General features: G+C 39.4%; 30 protein-coding genes. 9 read left to right on the top strand and 21 right to left on the bottom strand.

From position 1 onward, the window contains the following. Positions 1–9 precede the first annotated feature (9 nt). The 5 genes from BK584_RS21835 to BK584_RS21815 all read right to left on the bottom strand — a co-directional run bounded on the left by BK584_RS21835 (position 10) and on the right by BK584_RS21815 (position 4,818). A complete protein-coding gene (locus BK584_RS21835) occupies positions 10–1,032 on the bottom strand; it encodes a C45 family autoproteolytic acyltransferase/hydrolase (protein ID WP_078394551.1) in 1,023 nt (340 codons plus the stop codon). Next, positions 1,032–1,964, bottom strand: a complete 933-nt coding sequence (locus BK584_RS21830; RefSeq protein WP_078394550.1) for a hydroxymethylglutaryl-CoA lyase-like TIM-barrel protein — start codon at positions 1,962–1,964, stop codon at positions 1,032–1,034. The genes BK584_RS21835 and BK584_RS21830 overlap by 1 nt, the downstream gene beginning before the upstream one ends. 63 nt (positions 1,965–2,027) lie before the next feature. Then, complete coding sequence (locus BK584_RS21825; RefSeq protein WP_078394549.1) at positions 2,028–2,738, bottom strand: iron-containing redox enzyme family protein; 711 nt, start codon at positions 2,736–2,738, stop codon at positions 2,028–2,030. Positions 2,739–2,740: 2 nt separating this feature from the next. Beyond that, complete coding sequence (locus BK584_RS21820; protein WP_078394548.1) at positions 2,741–3,610, bottom strand: ATP-grasp domain-containing protein; 870 nt, start codon at positions 3,608–3,610, stop codon at positions 2,741–2,743. Positions 3,611–3,624: 14 nt separating this feature from the next. Then, positions 3,625–4,818, bottom strand: coding sequence for a hypothetical protein (locus BK584_RS21815; RefSeq protein WP_078394547.1), 1,194 nt, complete (start codon positions 4,816–4,818; stop codon positions 3,625–3,627). Positions 4,819–4,993: 175 nt separating this feature from the next. On the opposite strand from BK584_RS21815, the gene BK584_RS21810 reads away from it, so the two are divergent. The 3 genes from BK584_RS21810 (at position 4,994) to BK584_RS21795 (ending at position 7,443) form a co-directional block, all read left to right on the top strand. Continuing rightward, positions 4,994–5,437, top strand: coding sequence for a helix-turn-helix domain-containing protein (locus BK584_RS21810; RefSeq protein ID WP_078394546.1), 444 nt, complete (start codon positions 4,994–4,996; stop codon positions 5,435–5,437). A gap of 284 nt (positions 5,438–5,721) precedes the next feature. Further along, on the top strand, positions 5,722–6,222 hold the full coding sequence (locus tag BK584_RS21805; RefSeq protein ID WP_078394545.1) for a site-specific integrase: 501 nt from the start codon (positions 5,722–5,724) through the stop codon (positions 6,220–6,222). Between the two features lie 528 nt (positions 6,223–6,750). After that, positions 6,751–7,443 (top strand): DEAD/DEAH box helicase family protein, encoded by a 693-nt coding sequence (locus BK584_RS21795; RefSeq protein WP_078394543.1) that lies wholly within the window; start codon positions 6,751–6,753, stop codon positions 7,441–7,443. 594 nt (positions 7,444–8,037) lie between these two features. Here the strand turns inward: BK584_RS21795 and BK584_RS21790 are convergent. The 10 genes from BK584_RS21790 to BK584_RS21745 form a co-directional block, all read right to left on the bottom strand. Further along, positions 8,038–8,202, bottom strand: coding sequence for a YvrJ family protein (locus BK584_RS21790; protein ID WP_078394542.1), 165 nt, complete (start codon positions 8,200–8,202; stop codon positions 8,038–8,040). Positions 8,203–8,261: 59 nt separating this feature from the next. Further along, positions 8,262–8,480 carry a DUF2922 domain-containing protein gene (locus BK584_RS21785; RefSeq protein WP_078394541.1) on the bottom strand — a complete coding sequence of 73 codons (219 nt, stop codon included), beginning with the start codon at positions 8,478–8,480 and terminating at the stop codon, positions 8,262–8,264. A 19-nt stretch (positions 8,481–8,499) separates the two neighbouring features. Further along, positions 8,500–8,727, bottom strand: a complete 228-nt coding sequence (locus BK584_RS21780) for a DUF1659 domain-containing protein (protein ID WP_078394540.1) — start codon at positions 8,725–8,727, stop codon at positions 8,500–8,502. 110 nt (positions 8,728–8,837) lie between these two features. Continuing rightward, a complete protein-coding gene (locus tag BK584_RS21775) occupies positions 8,838–9,137 on the bottom strand; it encodes a hypothetical protein (protein WP_078394539.1) in 300 nt (99 codons plus the stop codon). 1 nt (position 9,138) lies between these two features. Continuing rightward, positions 9,139–9,816, bottom strand: coding sequence for an N-acetylmuramoyl-L-alanine amidase (locus tag BK584_RS21770; RefSeq protein ID WP_078394538.1), 678 nt, complete (start codon positions 9,814–9,816; stop codon positions 9,139–9,141). Next, positions 9,797–10,645 (bottom strand): ATP-binding protein, encoded by an 849-nt coding sequence (locus tag BK584_RS21765; RefSeq protein ID WP_169871461.1) that lies wholly within the window; start codon positions 10,643–10,645, stop codon positions 9,797–9,799. Before BK584_RS21765 ends, BK584_RS21770 begins: the two co-directional genes overlap by 20 nt. Further along, a complete protein-coding gene (locus tag BK584_RS21760; protein WP_169871460.1) occupies positions 10,593–11,495 on the bottom strand; it encodes a DnaD domain protein in 903 nt (300 codons plus the stop codon). Before BK584_RS21760 ends, BK584_RS21765 begins: the two co-directional genes overlap by 53 nt. Before the next feature lie 39 nt (positions 11,496–11,534). Then, on the bottom strand, positions 11,535–11,798 hold the full coding sequence (locus BK584_RS21755) for a helix-turn-helix transcriptional regulator (RefSeq protein WP_078394535.1): 264 nt from the start codon (positions 11,796–11,798) through the stop codon (positions 11,535–11,537). Between the two features lie 258 nt (positions 11,799–12,056). Continuing rightward, entirely contained in the window at positions 12,057–13,232 is a 1,176-nt protein-coding gene (gene chrA, locus BK584_RS21750; RefSeq protein ID WP_078394534.1) for a chromate efflux transporter, read from the bottom strand. A gap of 457 nt (positions 13,233–13,689) precedes the next feature. Then, positions 13,690–13,881, bottom strand: a complete 192-nt coding sequence (locus tag BK584_RS21745; protein WP_078394533.1) for a hypothetical protein — start codon at positions 13,879–13,881, stop codon at positions 13,690–13,692. Between the two features lie 279 nt (positions 13,882–14,160). Here BK584_RS21745 and BK584_RS21740 point away from each other — a divergent pair, with 279 nt between their 5' ends. After that, positions 14,161–15,210: a GNAT family N-acetyltransferase gene (locus BK584_RS21740; protein ID WP_078394532.1), complete on the top strand. Its 1,050-nt coding sequence runs from the start codon at positions 14,161–14,163 to the stop codon at positions 15,208–15,210. A 53-nt stretch (positions 15,211–15,263) separates the two neighbouring features. Continuing rightward, positions 15,264–15,812 carry a GNAT family N-acetyltransferase gene (locus tag BK584_RS21735; protein ID WP_078394531.1) on the top strand — a complete coding sequence of 183 codons (549 nt, stop codon included), beginning with the start codon at positions 15,264–15,266 and terminating at the stop codon, positions 15,810–15,812. A gap of 74 nt (positions 15,813–15,886) precedes the next feature. Here BK584_RS21735 and BK584_RS21730 read toward each other — a convergent pair whose 3' ends face one another. The 3 genes from BK584_RS21730 to BK584_RS21720 all read right to left on the bottom strand — a co-directional run bounded on the left by BK584_RS21730 (position 15,887) and on the right by BK584_RS21720 (position 18,100). Next, the gene (locus tag BK584_RS21730; protein ID WP_078394530.1) at positions 15,887–16,756 is read right to left on the bottom strand and encodes a cation diffusion facilitator family transporter; all 870 of its coding nucleotides are present in this window, start codon (positions 16,754–16,756) and stop codon (positions 15,887–15,889) included. A 246-nt stretch (positions 16,757–17,002) separates the two neighbouring features. Beyond that, positions 17,003–17,482 (bottom strand): nucleoside deaminase, encoded by a 480-nt coding sequence (locus BK584_RS21725; protein WP_078394529.1) that lies wholly within the window; start codon positions 17,480–17,482, stop codon positions 17,003–17,005. Between the two features lie 78 nt (positions 17,483–17,560). After that, positions 17,561–18,100 carry a dihydrofolate reductase family protein gene (locus BK584_RS21720; protein WP_078394528.1) on the bottom strand — a complete coding sequence of 180 codons (540 nt, stop codon included), beginning with the start codon at positions 18,098–18,100 and terminating at the stop codon, positions 17,561–17,563. 108 nt (positions 18,101–18,208) lie between these two features. Between BK584_RS21720 and BK584_RS21715 the strand changes: the two genes are divergently transcribed. From BK584_RS21715 to BK584_RS21705, 3 genes are all read left to right on the top strand, one after another. Beyond that, positions 18,209–19,186: a helix-turn-helix transcriptional regulator gene (locus BK584_RS21715; protein ID WP_078394527.1), complete on the top strand. Its 978-nt coding sequence runs from the start codon at positions 18,209–18,211 to the stop codon at positions 19,184–19,186. 85 nt (positions 19,187–19,271) lie between these two features. Beyond that, a complete protein-coding gene (locus tag BK584_RS21710; RefSeq protein ID WP_078394526.1) occupies positions 19,272–19,835 on the top strand; it encodes a DUF4256 domain-containing protein in 564 nt (187 codons plus the stop codon). Between the two features lie 186 nt (positions 19,836–20,021). After that, positions 20,022–20,444, top strand: a complete 423-nt coding sequence (locus tag BK584_RS21705; RefSeq protein ID WP_078394525.1) for a DUF1801 domain-containing protein — start codon at positions 20,022–20,024, stop codon at positions 20,442–20,444. Between the two features lie 512 nt (positions 20,445–20,956). Here BK584_RS21705 and BK584_RS24930 read toward each other — a convergent pair. Both BK584_RS24930 and BK584_RS24830 read right to left on the bottom strand, forming a co-directional pair. After that, the gene (locus BK584_RS24930) at positions 20,957–22,681 is read right to left on the bottom strand and encodes a hypothetical protein (protein ID WP_180320520.1); all 1,725 of its coding nucleotides are present in this window, start codon (positions 22,679–22,681) and stop codon (positions 20,957–20,959) included. A gap of 136 nt (positions 22,682–22,817) precedes the next feature. Then, positions 22,818–22,958 (bottom strand): hypothetical protein, encoded by a 141-nt coding sequence (locus BK584_RS24830; protein ID WP_169871458.1) that lies wholly within the window; start codon positions 22,956–22,958, stop codon positions 22,818–22,820. Between the two features lie 101 nt (positions 22,959–23,059). On the opposite strand from BK584_RS24830, the gene BK584_RS21695 reads away from it, so the two are divergent. Continuing rightward, on the top strand, positions 23,060–23,533 hold the full coding sequence (locus tag BK584_RS21695; protein ID WP_139365733.1) for a hypothetical protein: 474 nt from the start codon (positions 23,060–23,062) through the stop codon (positions 23,531–23,533). Positions 23,534–23,718: 185 nt separating this feature from the next. Here BK584_RS21695 and BK584_RS24825 read toward each other — a convergent pair whose 3' ends face one another. Beyond that, positions 23,719–23,889 carry a hypothetical protein gene (locus BK584_RS24825; RefSeq protein WP_169871455.1) on the bottom strand — a complete coding sequence of 57 codons (171 nt, stop codon included), beginning with the start codon at positions 23,887–23,889 and terminating at the stop codon, positions 23,719–23,721. Positions 23,890–23,912: the final 23 nt, after the last annotated feature.

The following is a 23,912-nucleotide window of genomic DNA, read 5'->3' as shown; positions in this document are numbered from 1 at the left end:
CGGCGCCTCCTATAATTTAAAAGTTATAAAATTCTTCTTACAAGGTTTTCCAAAGTTTACCGACATCTCTTGACTTGATGGATACATAATAACTGACCCAATGGTTTCTGAGTTATTCGCATTAGAATTAGAATGCAAACAAATGTCATGTTCATGATCCGTTAATATTTCTATAATATTGTCTTTTGTAACCCCATGTTCTAGCTTGCTTAAAACAAAGTTATGTCTATTAACCGAGTTGCTTTTTTTTTCTAATGATTCATGTTTTTTCATTTTATAATTCAAGTAATGATTCGTGTGCACATTCATGGAATTATTAACAATTTCAAAATCAGAAGGAGTCATTTCAACACAGAATTGATTAAAGTTATCAACCAGCATGAAATTTCTGGATGAGGTTCTTGAAAAGCTTTTTATTCTATTAATACAATCTATTGTGTTGTGACACTTTAATAGGAGTTCCTTGATAATTAAATAGGGGGGCACGCCAGGGCCCCACCCGTCTGACATTACCATATTTATTCCAATAGCTAAACCGGAAGAGTTCATACCTAAATAGCCTAATAAGCCGATATGGGTATACATTAATATATCAGGAGCATTTTTTTGTTTTGTCTTAACGATACACCCTAAATCACTAAGGTTACCTGGTAGATCCACATTCTCCGCTAAAAAACTATTTCCATTCTCCAAAAAGTTTGAGAAAGCTGTACAGTCAAGGATATCATCACTTATAAGTTCTCTTCTTAGCTGTAGTAGCATTGCTTCCTCATAAGGTATTTGCGCACCTCTGCTTAACCCTAATATCTCCTCAGCAATATTAGGTATTTCTCTTTCAATGAAAGGTATACATTTCTTCACGTAATGCATTGCATCAGTGTATAAAATTGGTGTCTTTCGTACTTTGTTTATCCTCGCTAAATTATCAGACAAGAACCCATTAATTTCATATCGGAAATGATCTCCATATTTCTTGCCACGTTGAAAGAAACTTAGATGATCTTCAAGCTCTAGGTATTTGTGTTCGCTCATTAAGAACAACCTTTGATATTATTATGATAAATATAATCTTTTACAGAAAAGTTATTACTTTCACATTCTTTTGTAACTACCTTCATATAGTCCATCGAATAATCTTTTATACCAAATAATAGATTTAATAGGTAGTCCGAACTATAAGAGAACTCTTTTATTATATAATCTTTACCTTCAAATGCTTTAAGTAAATCAAACTTTTGATTTTGATTTGTTCTTTCCAAATAGGAGATGAAAATTTCCGTCTCTAAATTTCCTCCTCCTTTACCTAGACCATTTAAGGAAGAATCAACATATTTAGCTCCGTGTTGAATAGCAGTAATTGAATTGGCAAGAGCTAAATTCAAATTATTATGAGGATGAAACCCCACTGGGATATTAACATACTGGAGAATAGTCTTTACGTATTCTGCAACTTTATCTGGATACATGCTTCCATTAGAATCAGCAAAATAAACAATATCTGCACCATTATTCTCTGCCTGTTTCATATACGAAGCTATTATATGTGGATCTATCCATGTGGCGCGTGTGAAGTTTGCGCTAACCTTGTGATTCATCCGTTTCAATCTTTTTACATACTCTAGTCCCTGGTCTAATGAAGCTTCGGTAATACAAACTCTTATTAGATCAATTGGTTTATTACTTAACACTTCTAGTTCTTCAATGGATACATTTTTGGGATGTAACATAATGACAAATTTTATTTTGGGGAAGAGTTCCTTAAAATACTCTAAAACGTCCAAGTTGATATTGGCAGTTACGCCTAATCCTTCTCCTCCTGAAGCTGGCCCTTTATAATAGCCCAACTCTACGTAATCTACATTTGTATTCTCCAAATGCAGGAGAATCTCATGAATAGAGTCATATTTAAAGTTGAATTGATTTAGATAGCCCCCGTCTCTTAAAGTAACATCTAATAATATCAATTTATTCCCTCCTCCTAATGCCTTCCTTCGATATAATCGAAGGAAGGTTCTCTAAAATATGATCTATTCCCTAACTGTTTCCAGAATAGCTGTAAAATGGTTCATTCGTACCTCAATAGACTTCTTAAGTGCTTTAATTGACTTTTCTCTCAACTCAGAAGTATTTGCATACTTCTTTAATAGATTAAAACCAACCTCTGCATGATCGTCTTCAACATCGTTTTCATGACTGCTGTGAATAGTAAAATAATCCATACCATCTTTATTCACGTTGTACAAATCCTTCATTGCAGTATTCATAGTCTTACCATTGAATTCAACGGGAGGTTGTCCTTCCATGTAGATGATAAGGGCAGCAACCGCTTCAACTAGGTGATGGTCTGGTCCACAAACTTTATTATTCCATTCGATGACAGCTTTTGTTTCTTCGAGCAATTCCAAACCATCTAATTCTTCTTTCGTTAAGCCAAATTGCTCGCCAAAGTTAAAAAATAAATCCAAGTGTCTTTTACTATTTGTTAATTGACCGGTTTCCTCTTCAAAAATATTTTCTGCTAATGCAATTCTAGATTCTACATCTGGCGTCTTAGAATGAATCGCCGATATATTTCTAGTCCAGAAACTTTTAATATGGTAGCGGTGTAGAACAAAATTCTTTAATAATTCTTTATCAGCTTTTCCACTCATGATTTTTTGGTATAAAGGATGTGTAATCTTTTTATTTTCTTCTACTAAGTCCTTAATTTCAGTGATATAATTTTCTTGAATGCTCATTGTCAGTTCTCCTCTTTTAATAGGGTTTCTACATAGCTAACTAAAGTTTTAACCGTTTTTTCGTAAGGCCAAGTTATTGCTGGGGTAGCATTAACCTCAATAACTTTTAATTCTCCAGTGTCGATATCTTCAACTATATCTACACCTGCTATTGGTGCATTGAATGCAATGGCAGCTTTTTCGGCAAGGCTTCTAAGAGTTTCATCTAAATGAGCTTCTTCCCAATGGCTTCCTTTGGATAAATTAGTTATAAAACCATCAGGACCAACGAAACGATAAAATGCAAATTCAGCTTTATAACCAATAACTCTTACCCTTATATCTCTTTCTGGCTTATTAATACACTCTTGCATGCAGATCATTTCGTTGTTTGAGAAAATAACTTCTGTTTCATCTATTAATTGCTCTTTAGAACTAATTTTTCTTATGCCTTCCCCTTTGGCGCCAATTAAAGGCTTCAATACCAATGGATAAGATAACTCACTGGCAATCCTCACAGCGTCTGTAAGGTTCCCAACTAAGAATGTCCGTATGTTTGGTATTCCGTATGCTCTTAAGATCGAAGAATTTAGTATCTTATTTTGAGCTAAGCCTAGATTCTCATCGTTATTCAAAACTTTATATCCATTTTTACGAAGAATACTTAAAAGCGTGTTTCCATTATCTTTTTGATGTAAGGAAGTCCAACCGATTATTAACTCTGGTTCAAGCAAATCACCTCTATGTCTCAAAGAAATTTTTTTTTGATCCATAAATTCCAAGGAAAGCTCATTGGGCATTAAGGATAGTACATCTACATTTAGGGTAGATGTTAGTTCTTTATCTAGGGTTAGAACGTCAAATGTTTTCTCTCTACAGAGAATTAATATCAAAACATCACCTATTTCTAATTAATGATCCCTACTTTGGAACCGTTATTACCACCAATTAAATCTGTTCCTTTAATATTTGCGCGAATTACGCTACCGGAATAGCGCCCATTAACGATGTATACTCCCCAAATCAGGTTCATCAGATTGCTTTGTATCTTTTGTTCAGAAAAGTAATCATTTTTTTGCTCATCAAAAAAAATCTTTTCTTGTACAACAAATTGATGTGTACTGGAATTACACTCTTTAATTAATGAACCCCATTCTAAAGCGGTATATTTCCAACCACAGAAAATGTTTGTTCCTCCATACCCCAATGCCGATTTAATTAATAAATTTTCTCTATTATTCATAAGATAGCCTAAAGAAGCATTTTTTAGATTGATTGTTCTAGGTACATATTTATAAATCACTTTTTTTTCATGGTGATCCAGCTGATTTTTTTCTGCTAACTCATATAAGAGAGAAAAAGCATTTTTATTCCCTAATACATCGCTTTGATAAAAACCCATTGGCATCATTACCTTATCAAGTAGAACTGATCTCAACAGATCCTTATATAAAAAATAGTTGTTTTTCACATCTTCGATAGTAAAGAGTCTGTAGACAAAATCCACTTTTTCCCCATTTAAATATACGTAATTATTAATAGACATCAACTGTTCTGGCGATGCTATCGAAACTAAAGTGGTATGTTTCTTTAATTCCCGTGTTAAAACTTTCAATACAGAATATTTCTCTTCTAGGTAATCCTTATCGCCTACAAATACAACATTCTTACCTTTTATGAGTGATTTTAAAGCTTTTCCCCAACAAACAAGAGCATTAGGATCACTTAAATTTTGATAATTATCTAATCCTTCATAGATGTCCTTTAATTTAAAAACCGCCAAACCGCCAACTGTACTGCCCCCATTTAATTCAATAAACTTCCAATTGCCATTTGCGTCTTTAATGACATCCCATCTAAAGAATTCCATTATTTCTTGGTCTGACAGTAAAATTTTTTCGAAAGCTTCTAACCCGGAACCTTCAATCAGAGACGTTTTTTTTTCCTTTACATACTTGGAGAAAATGGCTAATAGCTTTTTGCTAGCATCTCTTAACTCTTTTAGCTTTCCTCGGTCAATCTTTACCGGTTCTAACATATAATCTTCATAAGGAAAAATAGAAGCATCAGAATTAGCAATAATTTCTTTATACCTTGTCATCTAAGTACACCCCCTCTCTCTAAAAATACTATAACCTACGAGACTGATTTAAGAAAATACTTTGTAAATTCATATTATATAGAATACAAGTCTTTTACTTGATATATTTAACATATTATTCTATATTCTTAGATCTGTATGAATATATTCATAAAATTGATCTAGGAGTGATTTAATGTATAATTTAGGAAAAGCTATTGCTGAAATAAGAAAATCAAAAGGGATTTCTCAAAAAAAACTAGCTGAAAGCATTTGTGATCAATCCTTAATAAGCAAAATTGAATCCGGTAGTACTGTCCCTACTATTAAGGTTATATATGATATAGCTAAGAAACTGAACGTCAGTTTGAACTATTTAACGAGATTTTTCGAAGTGGAAAATCCGGATAATTTCGACTTTTTCGTCGACTCTCTATATAATCTTTATAACAGCTATAATTTTATCCAGTACAAGAAAATGTTTCATGAGTTTAAGTCGCTCATTACTATTGACTCTACGTATTCAAAAAAACAACAAATGATTTTTGAAGGCATGCTTCATTTGACAGAAAATAGATTTAACGATGCAGAAAAAATTTTTATCAATACTAAAAGTAAACGATTTCAACGGAGAAATTAACTCTCTCGATATTAAAATATACATCTCTTTAGGAATTACTTTGAGATTTAAAAACGATTTTTTAAAGTCAAACCAATTATTTTATGAAGCATTAGATTTAATAAAAAAAAATCCTAACTTTCATTTTGACTCCGAACTCGAAAATATAATAACTCTTAACATGGCAGTTAATTATCTGAGTTTCCTGGACCGACACTCTCCATCCACCTATCCTACTTATTTTATTTCGAAAATAGAAAGACTCTATATCCATTACTTGAATATCCAAAATAATTAATAATTAAATTAAAATATATCCTCTCTGGAAGGATGTCGACTTTAAAAAAGAGTTATTGCGTACTGTTGTGACTCACACTCCATATGGGAATTCAGATGGGAAAACAAAAGCTAGCTTTAATCGTACAATTGATTTAGATGAAGTAACTGTTCGTAAATTACAGAAGCGTAAAGCACGAGTTGAATATGAGAAAGAACGAGCTAGAAGAGAATATAAAGATAATGATTTAGTTGTTTGCACTAGCTTAGGTACACATGTAACTCCCCGCAATCTAAACCGAAAATGGTATCAGCTTAAAGAAGATGCTAATGTACCTTCCATTCGCTTTCATGATTTGAGGCATAGGCATGCAACCTTAATGTTTTTGCAAGGTATTCCGGTAAAAGTAGTGGCGGAGAGATTAGGACATACGAGTATCACTACAACATTAGATACTTATAATCACTTGTTACCTTCAATTCACAGAGAGGCTATTGCAATGTTTAGTAAGAATTTATACAAGGATTAAACTATATTATTACTGGAGGAGAGCATACTTGAAATAAACTATGGCATTTGGGGATACCGTCAATATAGCTATTGCAAACATCGATCGTTATAAATCTTATGTAAGTGAAGACTGGTCTTTAGATTCTCTTTATAACCACTTCTTAACTGAGACACAAAATAACAATATACTGGTTTTTCAAATGACTAACGAAGGAATCGAACATTCATGGGAGGTCGATATTAATATAAGCGACAAGACACCTATAACTAACAAGTTTTTTCAAAAGCGGAAGGGTCTATCGAAGTAACATTTGAATATAACCAATAAAAGCATTAATAAAGTTCATTGGTGGAGCATTTAACTGCTTTAATAATAGAGGATGCAGCTAATTCATATCAATACAGCTGTATCCTGTTTTTTCACGGACCTAAAGTTATGCTATTTATACTTTTCTTGGGATCCATTGGATTATAATCATAATTATTGGTGGACGCTTGAAGAAAATAAAAGGATAATATAGGAAATACGTCATGCAGGAGGCAAATTATGAGTTATTTCTTAGAAGCTACATCAAATATCAAAGGTAATGCCTTACTTAAAGAACCTCAAGAAAGAGCTTATGAAGCAATATTTAACCATTTTCTTAATGACAATGAGAATGAGCATGCAATGGTTAACTTACCAACCGGTATAGGGAAAACAGGCTTGATGGGAATAGCTCCTTTTGGTATTTCAGAAGGTAGAGTACTAATAATTACTCCACAAACGGTAATACGGGAAGAGAAACGAAAAAAATTAGAATTAAAAGCAATGCTAAATATTGACGAAGATCAAGCTAAAGACTTTATAAGACAGTCGAAAAGAAGTACTGATACCGATAAATTAACACGACCTGATCTTTATTATAGACGGACGAAAAAAGACTTAGACATAAAGATTAAAGAAGAAGTTATTCCTCAAATAGTCGTTGACTTTGAGTTAAATTTAGATGAAACAAATCTTATTGAGGATAAAAATCTTTTACCGAAGGAATATGCTTGGATTTACAGTAAAGCTAATAACAACGGTGGTCTACTGGGTCTTTATTTTAATAGCTACTTAAAGAGCGAATTAAAATCGAAACGTGATGAATGGTCGTTAGATCAATTTGATGAGGCTTTCGATTTAGTTGAGGAACTAGATAGCCATATAAGATTAGAGTACCATTCTGGAATAAGAGTTAACGCCACTCTTACTTAAATGGACTATTACCTTGAATAATAACCTTAATAATAATTAGATATAAATGACATTTTAAAATACTAAAAACGAGTAATAATTTAGTTGAATATTTATTTAGTGGTTACAATACGAAGCTTGATCCTAGCTGTGTTAATTATTGTGGATGGTTAGCATTCAATTTTTAATCATAGTGTTGAAAAGATAAGGGAATTCCACACTATTTTGATTAGAAAAATTACAGATACAATATTTGTCTCACTATTTATAATCCATTATTCCATCAACTTCATTTAAGACAGTTTTTAATTGCTCATGCTAAAGATACCTGTTGAGTACTATTCCATATAATAAAGGTTAGAAGTTAACTATAAATCAGAAAATATAATTAATTGAAGAATAATTAAACCCTATTAAATCAGTACTTACGAAGCTTCCAAGCGGATTCGAACCGCTGACCCCCACCTTACCATTTTACATACTAAGATAAAGACGATTTACTAGTAACGTATATTCCTCACTAACACTGGACCGTTCCTTACATAAAAAAACAAGCGCCCCCTCCCCGCGCTTGTTCCCGACACCCGCCCTTTATCTATGATTCTAGCATTTCCATCATTCCCTCTCTCCGCTATCCTTCTCCTGTCTACTAATCACGGTTGTGAGTCCGGCGATTGATTGCTGCAAATCTTTTACAACCGGTTCGAGTCGGACGAGTAAGTACGAGGCGACGGCAATCGGAAAGCCAACATTGGAAATAAGTGTGACCCAGTCTGTCATTGTTTTTCATCCTTTCTAGTAAAGAAATGCGGCTCCGGTTGGTGGAGCCGCTTTGATTGTTAGACGGCGATTGTATCAACTGCGCGTGTGACGATACGTGCGTCAACTTTTGTTGTGATCATTGATGCATTTCCGTAGAAGACGTTGTTCGCTAAGATCGTGTCCATCACGTCGCTAATTTCCGCTTGAGTGAGATCGTCTTTTGGTGTTGGGACACGAATCGTGATCACTTGGCCTTCGTCGGTGCGGAAGCGTAGTTCCAGTGTTTTTTCGTTCATTGGGTTGCTCTCCTTTCGTTTAGTTGTTTGGACTTGGGCGTAGATAGCTGTTTTCTGTTAATGTTGCTTCGCCTAGCGTTAAGCTGCAGAGGCTGGCAATAGCGTTGGCAACTAGGAACAGTTGGTCAATGTCAGCGTCTGTTTGGACACTGAAACCGAAACGGCGAAAGATCGGGTTGCCTGTGTCAGTGAAGCCGTTCTCCATTGCGAGGTTTAGACGTTGTGCGTACGGTTGTTTTCGGGCCATTGGGGTTCCTCCTTTCCTGTTGATAGAGTAAGAGTAGCATCTGACTTTCTTGCTTGTATCAAAAATTAAATGAATATAACCATTATTCGCTCTTTATAACCGATACGTTGTTAGAAACGAAATTCCTTTTCAATCTTAGGGTTGTCTCCTCCGTTTTCGATGCATAGTTCTTCGACGTCATTCTCTGTGGAGGCTTCGTCTTCTGGTTTGTCGAACAGCGATAACTGGGCAGAGCGCAACTGGATCTCGACGATTTCGTCCGGGCGGAAGCGGCGAACTTCAATTAAGTTGTCGTTATTCATTTCGATGTCAGAGACGAGAATTTGGATTTCTTGGTGCCAGCGCTCTCTACCTGTACGGTTAATAATATTAATCTTTTTAACGCAGCCAGTTAAAACTGAAGTTCCCATCTTACACACGCTCCAATCGAATCGATTTCGCGCGACCAAAGTGAGCTTCAACTTGTTTGGCAGCGTTTTTCGCTTCTGTATAGGCACCTACTTGTTTGTTATCGACAATGACGCGATACAGTTGATCATGCACAGATAGCTTATGTTTTTTCGAGAGTGCGAGAGCGTTGACGATGCCTTCACGGTGACCAGCCACAATTGCTTCAATCGTGCTGCGTTTTTTCAACAGCTTTGCGTCTTGCACATGATCGATAAACAGACTTTCGGTTAAGACGGCAGGCATCTCTGTTTCTCTTAGAACGGCGAAATTCGCTGTTTTTTGACCTCGATCTCGCACGTTTAGTTGCTTTATGATCGCTTGATGAATGGTTTGTTGCATCGTTTTTGTTGTTCGACCAGCGCTTGGATGTGTAAAAGACTCAAAGCCTGTCCCTCCACCTGCATTGATGTGAATCGAAACAAACAAGTCCGCTCCCCACGTGTTTGCTTGCCGGGCTCGGTCCGTGAGCGAGACAATCCGGTCCGTCGCGCGTGTTAGTTTCACTTCAACTTGATATGCTGATAGTTCTGCTTCAATCCCTTTCGCGATCATCAGGACCAAGCTTTTTTCTTGCATCCCGTGCCCAACTGCACCTGGATCACTTCCTCCATGTCCTGCGTCAATCATAACTTTCTTCATCTGCGTTCCTCCTATTAAAATCATTGGCCCGAAAATCGACTCCGTCTACGCGGATCAGTTTTGTGTTGTACAAAAGACGGGAATGGTTCCTTTTTCCGAGCCGGTCGTATAATTGCCTGCTTGATAAGTTCGTTGTATAAATCATTGGTTTGCCAAGTCTGGCATCAATTAATTCAAACACTTTGCTGACAGCCCAATTTTCTCGGTCGTTACGGGTATACTCAGCGCCAATATCATCAAGCACAAGGCAATCCACATTTTTCAGGCGCTGGATCAATTCGTACTCACTCACTTTCTTATCGTGAAACGTATGCTTTAAATACGTGAGCAACTGGGGCACTGTAATAAAAATCCCGTTTAACCGCTTTCGAAATAACGCTTTCATAATGCCCATAGCGAGATGGCTTTTGCCCACTCCACAGCCCCCTTTGAAAAGGAGATTAAGCGGCTTGTCCATTGAAAAGGTAAACGCATAATGGCGACACATTTGGAGTGCGAGCGTTTGTTGTTCTGTTGTGGGCTCATACGAATCAAGGGAAGCCTTTAATAAGTCGCTGTTGACGAGGCTATGGTGGTCGAAAAGCTCCTTCCGCTGTTTTGCAAGAATCTCTCGCTGTCGCCGTAAGACAAGCCGACCTAGTTCTAGGTCTTCACACTTGCATCCATAGGGAATAGGACGAAAAGTCCCTTTGTTTGGTCCTTGGTACGCTTCCACATTGTAAACAGTGACATTTTGTTCACACCCTTCACACGTATACCGACTGACCACATTGTCTTCAGAAGTCTGCAAATGGATGCTGTTCGAAAAATGTTCTCTTGCCGGATTCATCATCTTGATCCCCTTTCCGCATAGTTGCTTGTTTTTTTGCCTGATACGCACGTTGTTTAAACCACTCTTCCCGTTCTTTAATCGTCTGAGCAACCGTTGTAAATTGCTTCTTCTCCCACGTGATCAAAAGCGTTTGGACGTAATTCCAGTTAAAGGCATTCGCATCACTTGCCAAATCAAGCGCCCGTTTCGCCATTAATAAGCTCTCTGGAAACGAATTTCGCTTTAACCATTCCTCAAGTCCATGTACCATCCTCCCACTTATGAGCCGAAAGCCCACACATTCAGCATGAGCAAGAATCGCCGCGCCGCGAGTAGTAGTAGCAAGGTTTTGATCTTTGGTTTTAAAAGCTTTTAAAGACTTAGAATCAAACCCTTTCTCCCCCGCATGCGTACGCGACGCGTGTGAGGACAAAAGCTCGACAGGTTTATCGACAGGTTCACAGACAGGTTTGTCGACAACTTTATCCGTTGGTACATCAGCCTTCACCTGCATTTCCGTACCCTTTTCGCCGACAGGTTTGCCGACAGGTTGAGCGACGGGTTTGCCGACAGCTTTTGTTGCTTTTTTAGATGATCCATCTAAAAGTGTGTACGTGGCATAGCGACTGCCACGCACACTTTCGACAAGCAGATAACCCTTCTCTTCAAGTTCCTTTCGCGCAGCAAAAAACAAATCTTTCTTCAATCCAGCTTCTTTCATTAAATCAACGTTAACGAGCGTAAACTGCAACCCTTCTCGATTCGCCGCAACAAATAACAGCGCTCTCCATAATGCCAGCGTATGTCTAGGGAATAGGTCTTGGCGTTCATACGTTTCATAGATCATGTAAATGGTCATAAAATTCATGGCATCCTCGTCTCCTTCATCCATACAAATTCTTTTTATCTAATTATTTTGATATTTTTTCTTGAAGTGTGCTCTTCTGCGATCGATTCTTTCTGGGAACAACTCTTTTGCTGTGGCGCCTAAGATAAAGGCTGTGAATGCTTGCTTTTCTTCGGTGAATTGTTTCCTGCCCGCTTCAACTTCCGCAACCATTGTTTGGCTAACACTCAATCTGTTTGCCAGTTCTTGTTGGGTCAACCCTTTTTCTTTCCTTAAATCAATCATTAGTTGATTCGGATCATGGTAGTATCGTCTTACTTTCATCAAATCATCTCCTCTTATTTGGCTGATGACTGTGTCAAATGACTTATACTACTTAAATTTTATCTGGAACTTCGCAAATTGTTAATAGCTACCAAGCATTTATAACCAGTTATATTTTTCATTACGCCCAGTTCCTTTGGATCAATCGTCTATTGCTTTCATTTTCTCCATCAGGCGAACGAAAAAAGCCAATCCCAGTTGATGGAATTGGTCTCTTTATTTTTTTGGAAATAGGTTTCATCAAGCGAATTCACCACATTATAACGAGTGAATGAATACTCCCCCTAACGCACCAACGAGTACAATGCTCCAAGGAGGCAGTTTTAAATAAACCAACATAAAAAACAAAATTGCTGCTAAAGAAAAATCGTATGGAGAAAGGATTGCACTGGTCCAAATCGGTTGATAAAATGCGGAGATTAATAGGCCAACGACCGCAGCATTTACGGCTAGAAACGCACCATTTATTTTCCTTTTCTTTCGTAAGGAATGCCAAAATGGGAAAACCCCAATGATCAGAAGGATTGCTGGTAAGAAAATCGCGATGGTCGCAACGACACCGCCAACCCAACCGCCGATATCGGCTCCGATATAGGAAGCAAAAGTGAATAATGGTCCTGGTACCGCTTGAGCCGCGCCGTAGCCAGCTAAAAATGACTCTGCACTGATCAAACCAGTAGGAACAAACTCTCGCTCCAATAAAGGGAGGACAACATGGCCACCACCAAACACAAATGAGCCAGCTCGATAAAAGCGATCAATGATGTCAACCCATGTAGATGAACTGAAACTACTTAAAATGGGCAGACCAATTAATAAAGCAACAAAAAGCGTTAGAAACAGAGTGCCAACTCTTTTTGAGATAGGCATTTTTATCGGTTCGGCTTCATGATCTTTATGATTTCCAAAAAGGATAAAACCCAGCACGCCCGCCACTAGTATGACCCCTATTTGTGATGCGAAATGAGGGATAAGCAATGTGGCGACTAATGCAAATAAAGCGATTGTTTTTCTTGCAAGATCGGGTGTCAAGTTTTTTGCCATACCAAGAATCGCATGTGCAACAATCGCAACAGCAACGATTTTTAACCCTTGAATGATACCGGAATCTGCCACACCAACTTGTTGAGCTACATACGCAAACAGAATTAAAGCAAGGACAGAAGGCATGGTAAACCCAATAAATGAAACAATCCCTCCTAAAATGCCGCCTCGCATAACACCAATCCCAATTCCAACTTGGCTACTCGCAGGCCCCGGTAAAAACTGACTTAACGCAACTAAATCCGCATAACCCCTTTCATTCATCCACTTTCTCTTTTGAACATATTCTGCATGGAAATAACCTAAGTGAGCCACTGGTCCACCAAAAGAAGTAAGTCCTAACCGAGTAGAGACAATGAAGATTTCTATTAAATTCTTAATGTTGTTCATCTCGTTCTCCTTTTTCCCCTAATCTCATTAAACGGTTCCCTATGTATAAATAAATCCTATCTTTAATTGCTTTAAAAATAAAGGGGTTTTTCATTAATAATTAGGAAAAGGGCTGGATTTGTGTTTAAGCCTTATTGTTCTTCCTGTCCGTCTCCTTTAGGAGGAAAAAACCATCCGCTTTTGCGAACAGCTTATCCGTTCAGTAAATTTCGAATGCCTAGAAATAACCCCGGTACAACTAAAAGTAGCAGGACTACAGCTGACTGTATTTTGACTTCTCTTGTTGGATTGTCTTTTAAAGCCATTACTGTAGCGACAAGGAATAACAGTCCGAAGTATAAAAAAACACGGGTTCCCCCCAGCCTGTGATTGAAAAAATAAACCGTTCAATCACATACCAAAACATAAGAGGAATACAGAAAATCATTCCCATTCTTAACATGTTACACCCCCGCCATTACTCTTCCATTTGACCTCTCCAATGTTTATTAACTAGAGGGAACAACACTGCCCAAATGATAAATGTTCCAAGGACAGAGTTTAATACATCTATCCAGTTAAGCGTTCCACGTATCAAAAAACTGAATAATGCGGTTATTAAAGCAACAACCACACTCGCCATAATTGCATTTGTTATGATTTTCCTCATTTTGCACCTCCTGTCCACTAACTGATTGACTATGATAGCTATACCTTTTGAAACAAATCATAAACATGTTCTTTCACCATCCGTTCAACCACCCTATTTCTCCATTGGTTCCTTTCATTTTTCCTTCGCTCATGATCCACTGTCCCCTCGTCATCTCTACCTGAAAAACGTTCTGCTTATCACTCACACAATTTTTTCTAGAGACCAATCTATGCAGGTTTATTGTACGCGTAGATCGAAATGTATTAGATGTAAAAAAATAGATTAGGAGCTGGTTAGTTGATTCATCAATTAGACCCACGTGATTTTGGTAAAGTGTCAAAGTTGATTAAGCATACAAATCATGAGTTATCGATTGCTGCCGTTATTACAGGAAATACCCCAGGTGAGATTTATGTTGATCATGTTGAAGAACCGTCTTCAACGTTGATCATGACACCCGAATGTAATGTTGTTGCGGGTGATTCAAACAATAAGAAGTTTAATGAAGGAGTAAAAAAACTATTAGACTTCTATGATCCAATTACATGTGATACGAGCGATTGGGAAGAGAAAATCAATGACATTCATTGTAATCGAGCGCTTAAGAAATATAAGCGGAGATACTATCAGTTTGAGGAACTTCGCTTTGAGAACTATGTCGCATCTTTGGATAACCAATACACGTTGGAATACGTACAGGTCGATACGTTAGATGACATTCAGTATGAAAATAGTGAAAAAATAAAAGAATGGTTTGTTTTCAAAAACAGGAACGAAGTGAAAGATTACTGCTTAGGAGCGTATATAAGACAAGGCAATAAAATTGTTTGCTGGTGTCTAGTCGATTGTATCGTTGGGGATCAAATCGAAATAGGCATACACACGCACAAAGATTTTAGGAGAAGAGGATTAGGTTCGATTGCTCTAGCTGCGACTGTCGATTCGAGTATGTTAAATGGAGTGAAGGAAATTGGCTGGCATTGTGTTGATACAAATGTCGGTTCTTATACAATAGCTGAGAAAATAGGATTCAAAAAAGGAAAAGAATATCTTTCATTCTCCCCATACCCACCAATTGAAAATGTCACTGACTTAACACATGAACAATGGAGTGAATGGGCCATACACTACGAACAAATGAATAAAATTGAACCAAAATATTATAGGCAAGCTGCGAGATGTTGGGGGTTATCAAACAACATGGAAAGGTCCATGCTCACCATTAACGATCTTGTTGCACTGGAACCGAGCGTTCCTGTGAACGATCTTCTAAACTATAACGAATTTGCTTCGTTTCAAGATAAGGCAGAATGGAAAGCGTTCGCCAAAAAGATACGTTCTTCCTAAGACTAAGCGTCTAAGTGCACGTTCTTATGTAGGAATGGTTGGAGGTGGTTTGAATGCTACACGTAGAGATTCGAAGACCAGTAGTAGAGGACCGTGTACAGGTAAACGAATTTTTTAAAACAGTGGTCACGGATACGTTTACGAAAGAAGGGATAGGCGACAAATTAAATGAGATGAAGAATGAAATCGAAACGAAGGGAACCTATTTAGAAAGTGATTTTGCAAGCAATGGTGAAAAAAGATATTTTTTGATTGCTTATTATGGTGACACGATTATAGGCTCTATTGAATATGGCCCAGTAAGTGATCTCATCAAAAAATGGACAACCGATGCTGACAAGAATCCAATCGAAATAGGTACCGTATTTGTGCACCCTAACTTTCAAAAGAAAGGCGTAGGCAATTTATTGCTCCAAGCGGTTTATGCTACGTTACAAAAAAATGGGATCACCGAATTCTATTTAGATAGTGGCTATCATCGCGCGCAAAGCATATGGATTAAGAAATTTAGCGACCCTCATTTTGTGCTGAAAGACTATTGGGGTACTGGGCATGATCATATGATTTGGCGCATACAGCTTAATGATTGTATCACAGACTAAGTCTACTTTAACCAACAAAACCCGACTCTGCCTAAAGGCATGAAGAGTCAGGTTTTTCAAATGATCGATCATACTTAATGACCAGGTTCTGCATGGACGTGAACGTCAATCGCTCGGTGCTCCGTTTTCACACGTTCTTCAACCAAGTCGGTAATATCGTGTACTTCTTCTAGAGTGAGAGATTTGTTTAATTCAATTACTAGATCAACGATTAAACTACTGCCATAATACCTGGCCTTTACATTTTTGACAGCGGTGACTTCTTCCACTTGATAGATCGTTTCTTTTAATTGATCAATCTCTTTTTTCGAGATGCCATCTGTTAAGGATAAAGAAGAACTTCTAAAAATCCCCCAGGCTGTGTGACAGATAATAAAACCGACTACAACGGCCAAAATTGGATCAAGCCAAGGCATGCCAAATTGTGCGCCGATAATTCCGATCGTCGCGCCGGCACTGACTAATGCATCCGATAAGTTATCTTTTGCGACAGAATCGATCGCTTGGCTTTTAATTCGTTTGGCGAGTCGACGGTTGTATAGATAAACACCGAACATGACCACAAAACCAACCCCCCCAACCCATGCAGCAATTGGGGCTGGCGCTTCGGCACTCCCAGAGATAAAGGAGCCAAAAGCATCAATTAATACTTGAATCCCGACAACCATAATGATGAAGGACGCAATAAGAGCGGCCACTGTTTCTGCTTTCCAGTGACCGTAGGGATGATTTTTATCTGGTGGCTTTTGAGAAACACGTAACCCAATTAAAACAGCAATGGATACGATAATATCTGTAACATTATTAAAACCGTCAGCGCGCAAAGCGACTGATCCAGCATAGATACCAATGGTTAATTTTAATATGGCAAGGATGATGTACGAAACTAAGCTGACAACAGCTCCACGCTCACCTTCTCTAAGTTCACTATATCTTTCTTCCACTTGCTACACCCCTTGACAACGAATGATTTGATTATAGCAAGCGGGTTTCGAGTGGGTCTATAGCAACCTTTTTTCGCATTCCAAAAGGTATTGGGGGATAGTAAAAGAGTTTCCCAGACGAAACAATTTAAGTAGAGACTAACTAAAGACAATCGTCTAATGACACTAACAAAGCTTAACCATTTCAAGCACCCTATAAGACGTAACAAAAACGAAGCGCATCTTTATGTCGCTTCGTTTTACGCATTATTTACTCTTATGTTTTTGTTCATGCAAAAGTCGGACTTGCTCTGAAAGTTCTTCGTCAGGTCCATCTACTTCAATCTGATGTACGACGTCTTGAATGGCTAATCCTTTTACGTTTCCTGCTTGAACACCCCACTCTTGTTTCCATTGCCTAAGCTGCTTAGACGAACTGGCATAGACGATTCGTCCAAGCCCTACGAATGCATGTGCCGATGCACACATCGGGCAATGCTCTCCAGACGTATAAACCGTCGCCTGGGAGCGTTCCTCGTTTTTTAAATACAACGCTGCCCATCTCGCAATGGCGAACTCTGGATGCTGGGTCTGATCTCCACTTGATACATGATTATGATCTTCATATAAGACGTCGCCATCGTTTGAAACGAGCACAGAACCAAAGGGTTCATCGCCTGCTTCTAACGCTTTTTTTGCTAGCCCAACAGCTCGTTTGAGGTATTCTTTATCTGTAGCTGTAATCATTAGGGTATGCCTCCTTACTTTTTTTGCTTCTTCTTTTACAATACCCCAAACCTAACCACTTAGCACGATAAAGCTTTCCTATTTCTTATCGACCTTATAACGCAACTCAACAAACTGATTAAACGTTTGCACACCTTCTAACGAAAGGTTTTGTTTATACGTCCCTTCAGGAAAGAGTGGAATCCCCTTCCCAATGATTTTTGGTGCAACCGTGACAATGACCTCATCAAGTAAATTGTTCTCCAAAAAGGTAGAAACGAGTTGACCGCCACCGACTAACCAGATTTTCTTCCCTTTTTCCTGTTTTATTTGTTTCACAAAACCTTCTATATTCTGATTGATAAAGTGTGTATGGTCATTATCTTCCAATGTCGATCGTGTGAAAACAACGCTTCTCTTATCCTTATATAGAAATTCATCCATATTGTCTGCGTTGTTTATCCAATCATACGTCTTTCTTCCCATCAAAACGGTATCGATCGTTTCGTAAAAGGCAGAAAAGCCATTATCTCCTTCTCCCTCAACTTCAAACAACCAATCTAATTGTTCTTCTTCTGTCGCAATATACCCATCCAAACTCGTTGCAATAAATAAAACCACATTTCTTTTCTCACTCATGTCAACACCCCTTTTTTCGTGTACACTCATTATAAAATCTTAATACGACACCCTCTGTCATATTAAAAGGATAATCTATTGGTTACGATAAACAAATGAGGTGATTTCATGCGTGCAGAACGATTTATTGCAATTATATCCCTCTTACAAAACAGAGGTAGAATAACGACAGACGCATTAGCCAAGGAGCTTGATGTTTCTCCACGGACGATACTCCGAGATATGGATGCGTTAAGTGTAGCTGGAATACCGATCTACTCCGTTCGGGGCAAACATGGAGGCTGGTCCCTTTTAGATGACTTTAAAACCAATTTAACGGCCTTAAAACCTGACGATCTTCATTCCTTATTAGCGTTTCCATCTGAAAAACTCTTAAACGATTTAGGGATTAATAAGGGAATGATTGATGTTCGAGAAAAGCTACTTTCTTCTATGCCAACAAGTCATCGTGTTGAGACAAAAACGATTTGGGAACGCATTTATATTGATACAGGTACATGGAGAGAGGGGGAAGCAGAGACAACGTACTTAGAAGTGGTCCAAAAAGCAGTTTTTGAAAATCGAAAACTCGAGATCGTTTACAAGAAAGCAGACGGACGAGAAGATATAAGAGAAATTGAACCTTTAGGTTTAGTCGCTAAAACAAACCAATGGTATGTCATCGCAAAAAGAGACAACCAATTTCGTACATACCGCGTATCACGAATAACCGCCGCCACTATTTTAGATGATGAATTTAAAAGACCTCCTCATTTTCATTTAATCGATCACTGGGAAAAGTCGAAAGCGGCGTTTATTAGTCGTTTGCCAGAGTATGTTGTAACACTTGAAACCACAAAGGCCCTATTAAAGCGGATCACATTCACATCAAAATTTGTTCACGCCCTCCATGTTAAACCCCACCCTAAAAAAGAGTGGACTTTTATTGAGTTAACGTTTAATGACAAACAAGAGGCGCTTGAATTTTGTTTAGGATTTGGCAATCAACTAAAAGTGATTTCTCCAACCGATTTGAGAGCAGAAGTGGTTCGTTCAGCCCAAGAAGTGGTTACTATGTACCAAGAGATAGCTAAAATTGGAGACTGAATCTATAACTTTAGAAAAAAGGCAGTAGACAACCACCGCAAAGTATCGTATTTTTAACAAAATAAATCGTAAGGGAGATTAACCGATGAGCAATAAGAAAGAATTGTTACTGGAGCAGCGTGAAGAAGTACTAGGCGTATTAAAAAAACGGTTTGACAAACATATGAACAGACATGAAGATCTTGACTGGGCTGCCATTGAAGCAAAATTAGAAAGCAATCCCGAAAAGTTATGGTCTTTAAAGGAAATGGAACGAACGGGCGGCGAACCCGACGTTGTTGGGTTTGATACCGAAACAAACGAGTACATCTTTATTGATTGTGCACCAGAAAGTCCTAAAGGACGGAGAAGCACTTGTTACGACCTTGAGGGATTGGAATCAAGGAAAAACCATAAACCTGAAAACAACGCAATTGATATGGCGACAGACATGGGCATTGAATTAGTAACGGAAGCTCAATACCGTTCGTTGCAAGAACATGGTCCATTTGATCTAAAAACATCTAGTTGGGTTCAAACACCTTCTACTATTAGAGAACTTGGTGGCGCTCTTTTTGGTGATTACCGCTTTGGACAAGTGTTCATTTACCACAATGGGGCCTCCTCTTATTACGCGGCCAGAGGGTTTCGTGGCGTGTTAAAGGTTTAGATTAGTCAACAACTCGAAAAAGAAGAAGATCTCGAAGTTCTTCTTCTTTTTGTAGTAGGGTGCGTTTCATTCAACTTCGCTTTCCTGAAAGGTAAATCCAAAGTAAAATAGAAGGACTATCAATCGTCTATCAAGAACATATCATCCAGCATAAAATTATCCTTTGGAAGGAATGGGTCTATACCAATGTACAAACCAAAAACCAAAGAAACAGACAACAGCGTCATTGAGTTTATTGAAAGTGTCGATCACCCTAAAAAACGGGAAGATGCATATACATTACTAGACATTTTTACTGAAACAACAGGTTTTGAAGCCAAAATGTGGGGACCCAGTATCATCGGGTTTGGTCACTATCATTACACGTATTCCTCTGGTCACGAAGGCGACGCACCCTTAGTCGGCTTCTCGCCTCGCAAAGCGAAAATCAGTTTATATTTTGCAACTGGTGATACGGAGCGAGCGCATTTATTAGCGAACTTCGGAAAACATACAACCGGTAAATCATGTGTGTACATTAATAAAGTGGCTGACATTGACATCGACGTATTAAAAGCATTCATTAAGCAGTCTGTCACCTTTTTACAAGAAACGTATCCAAATCCATAACTCAACAGAGACCTACTGGCCTTTGTGAACATAGTTTAGTTGGGTAATCTTATTCACTTTTTGAATGTACCTATAATGGCGCGAATAAACAGACCAATCGTGATACAATAAACAGAAGGATAAACAGAAGACTCGAAGGGCGGCGACACTCCTAGCAAAAGGGGGTGAAGCCTTGTCACTATTTGAAGCAATCACTCTCGTAATCACTGTCGCATCAAGCACAGCCATGTTTGTCATTGGAATGATTACTTTGGTATTGCTTCTTAAAAAAGACAAATAGCCCCTCGAGCCTGACAACTCGTTGAGGGGCGTATTTGTTGTTCTGCATGTTCAGACTCATGCGCCAACCTTTGAGTTGACTCATCTGTTTTCGCCTATGTTGTAGTGGGTGCAACCACTGCAACATAGGCTTTTTTAGTATCGTCTTAGTCCTTTTAGTTTATGCTCTTCTACTCTCACTTGTCAACACACGCCTCGCTTTAAAGGGACGCTTTATCTCGTTTAACCTTCCTCTATTCCTGCGTAAGAGCTGCAATCCATGGCGATAGCGACAAGCTCACATCACTCGTATTTAGCACATCACCGATCGCAAGTGGGTTATTCACGTTTTGCTGCCTGAAGTTAATGGGTGGCCCTTCAACAACCGTTCCATATCCTGCATCTATTCCTCCGTATGCAGATCCATTATCTTGATCCTTAATAATTAAATAATAAGGCGTATCACCAAGAATCGTATATGGAGCTGTTAGTGGTAATATGAAAAGACCTCCAGGTAATGCCGCTGTGACATTAGTTGTCACCGCTACTACTTGAGCAGCGATATTTGACGTCGGTACAGCAATCGCCAATTGAAATTGTCCAGCTGTCCCCGTTTGCGTAACGTAGCAAGCCAAAAAATCAACAACTACTGGCGTTTCACTATTATAAACTAAAGCGCCTAAAATCTCGTTGTTTCCCGCGCCCACATTAAATGGGATTTGAGTATTTACACTTCCTAAAGTCGTCGTTTGCAAAAATACCGATCCAGCCTCTGAACCAGTTGCCCCCGCCGGGCCCGTGGGACCAGTGATACTCGATCCTGTTGCTCCTGTAGCACCAGTGATTCCCGTTAATCCAGTTGCTCCTGTGATACCAGTTGCTCCGGTAGCTCCTGTGGTCCCCGTTGGACCTGATACTCCCGTTGATCCTGTAAGACCAGTAGGTCCGGTCGTTCCTGTTACTCCTGTGGCTCCTGTTGGTCCCGTTACTCCTGTTGATCCTGTTGGCCCGGTGACTCCGGTGACTCCTGTTGCTCCCGTGGCTCCGGTGGCTCCCGTTACTCCTGTTGCTCCTGTCACTCCGGTTACCCCGGTCGCTCCGGTTGGCCCTGTTGCTCCGGTTGGCCCTGTTGCTCCGGTTGGCCCTGTTGCTCCGGTTGGCCCTGTTGCTCCGGTTACTCCGGTTACCCCGGTTGCCCCTGTTACTCCGGTGGCTCCGGTGGCTCCGGTGACTCCCGTTACCCCGGTTGCTCCTGTTGCTCCGGTCGCTCCGGTGGCTCCTGTTACTCCTGTGGCTCCTGTTGGTCCCGTTACTCCTGTTGATCCTGTTGGCCCGGTGACTCCGGTGACTCCTGTTGCTCCCGTGGCTCCGGTGGCTCCCGTTACTCCTGTTGCTCCGGTGACTCCCGTTACCCCGGTTGCTCCCGTTACACCTGTTGCTCCGGTGACTCCCGTTACCCCGGTTGCTCCCGTTACACCTGTTGCTCCGGTGACTCCCGTTACCCCGGTTACTCCGGTGGCTCCGGTTACTCCGGTGGCTCCCGTTACCCCGGTTACTCCTGTCGCTCCGGTCGCTCCGGTGGCTCCGGTGACTCCCGTTGCTCCCGTTACCCCGGTGGCTCCCGTTACTCCTGTTGCTCCGGTGACTCCCGTTACCCCGGTTGCTCCCGTTACTCCGGTGGCTCCGGTGGCTCCTGTTAACCCTGTAGGTCCCGTTGGTCCTGTTGCTCCGGTCGCTCCCGTTACCCCGGTTGCTCCGGTAGGTCCAGTGGCTCCCGTTGCTCCGGTAGGTCCAGTGACTCCCGTGGCTCCAGTTGCTCCCGTTACTCCTGTTGATCCTGTAACTCCCGTACCACCACTAGCAGGACCCGTTGGACCCGTTGGACCCGTAATACCAACATTTGGGCGGTTAAAAATTTGAATTTCATTGTCTTTAGGACTACATTCACATGTGTTTTGCTTGCATTTAGAACAGCCCATTCTCTCACCTCACTCATTTCTCTAGCCTTATGTATATGCAACTCCCTCCAAAGGCGTCCTTTCTCCCTTTATTCGCCCAAACAACAAAAACATCTCAGCATGCTTATGCGTGAGATTCATTTCTACTTATCTTTTTTTAATTTCCGTCTTCCTCTTCTTCTATTACGTCGTAATCGTTTTCTCCAAACGACCACTCTATTTTGCAGTATTTCTTTACGTAGCAGATAACATTTCTTCCACCGATTTTGTTATCTATTCGTCGAAACATTCCATCCACAAGTCAACGTTTCCCTCCTTCTCCTTCCTTCCAGAAAAAAGAATAACGCTCGATTTCTAGGAATATACATACTTGTCATTAATCCAAAAGGAGGCTGAATGTTGAAAAGAATCAAGTGGCGATTATCGATGGCTATCATTCTTTTTTCACTATTATCTGGCTGCAGTTTTGAAGCATTTGGAGGAGCAGAGTTATCTAAGGAGGAACATTTCTATGTAGATACGATGATCGTATTTAATGATGATATGGACAGCTTTCATGAATCTTTTTATGCTTCTTTAGAGAATGAAGAAAATCAACATCCAATAGATGAATTAGACACACTCCAAGCAGAAGAGCTTGCGGATATTATTGCTTTTGAAATCTATATGAAAGAAAAAGTACCCGTGCGATTTGCAGATCATTATACAATTGCTTTAGAAAGTAGGTACGCTTTGCACGCCGCATGCTTCTCTTATTTAGAAGCACTAATCAATCAAGACGACGAGCAAACATCTACTGCTGTAAAAAGAATGGAAGATGCAGAAAAATTAATTGGGGAAGCACGAGAGAAGTTTGAAAAAGAGACAAAATAAGTCTTTAGTGAATATGTGCAAAATCGACCTGACACAGGCACGAATCATAAAAAGGGAACGTATAAACGATACGTTCCCCGTTCAGATCAGAGCTATAATCTGATTAGTACCAATCAATCACTAGTGAGGAAGTTCCCCCTCTTCGCAACGGATATGTAGGATGGGCATTACTCCATCCTTTCCTACTAATCATTGATTGCATTATCTGTTTCTTCATGAAGGATCGATTCAAGATGATTAATCTGATCATCAATCATCTTTACGAAACGAACCTCTTTATCGGTGATTTTATTCCTTAACATTTTCAGGAATTTCAATTCTCGACGAAACAGATCTCGCTCTAAGCGATCCAACATAGATATCCTCCTCACTTTGTTGG

This window comes from Shouchella patagoniensis (assembly GCF_002019705.1).
Classification (GTDB): Bacteria; Bacillota; Bacilli; order Bacillales; family Bacillaceae_D; genus Shouchella; species Shouchella patagoniensis.
This window is presented reverse-complemented; position numbering and strand designations above follow the sequence as displayed.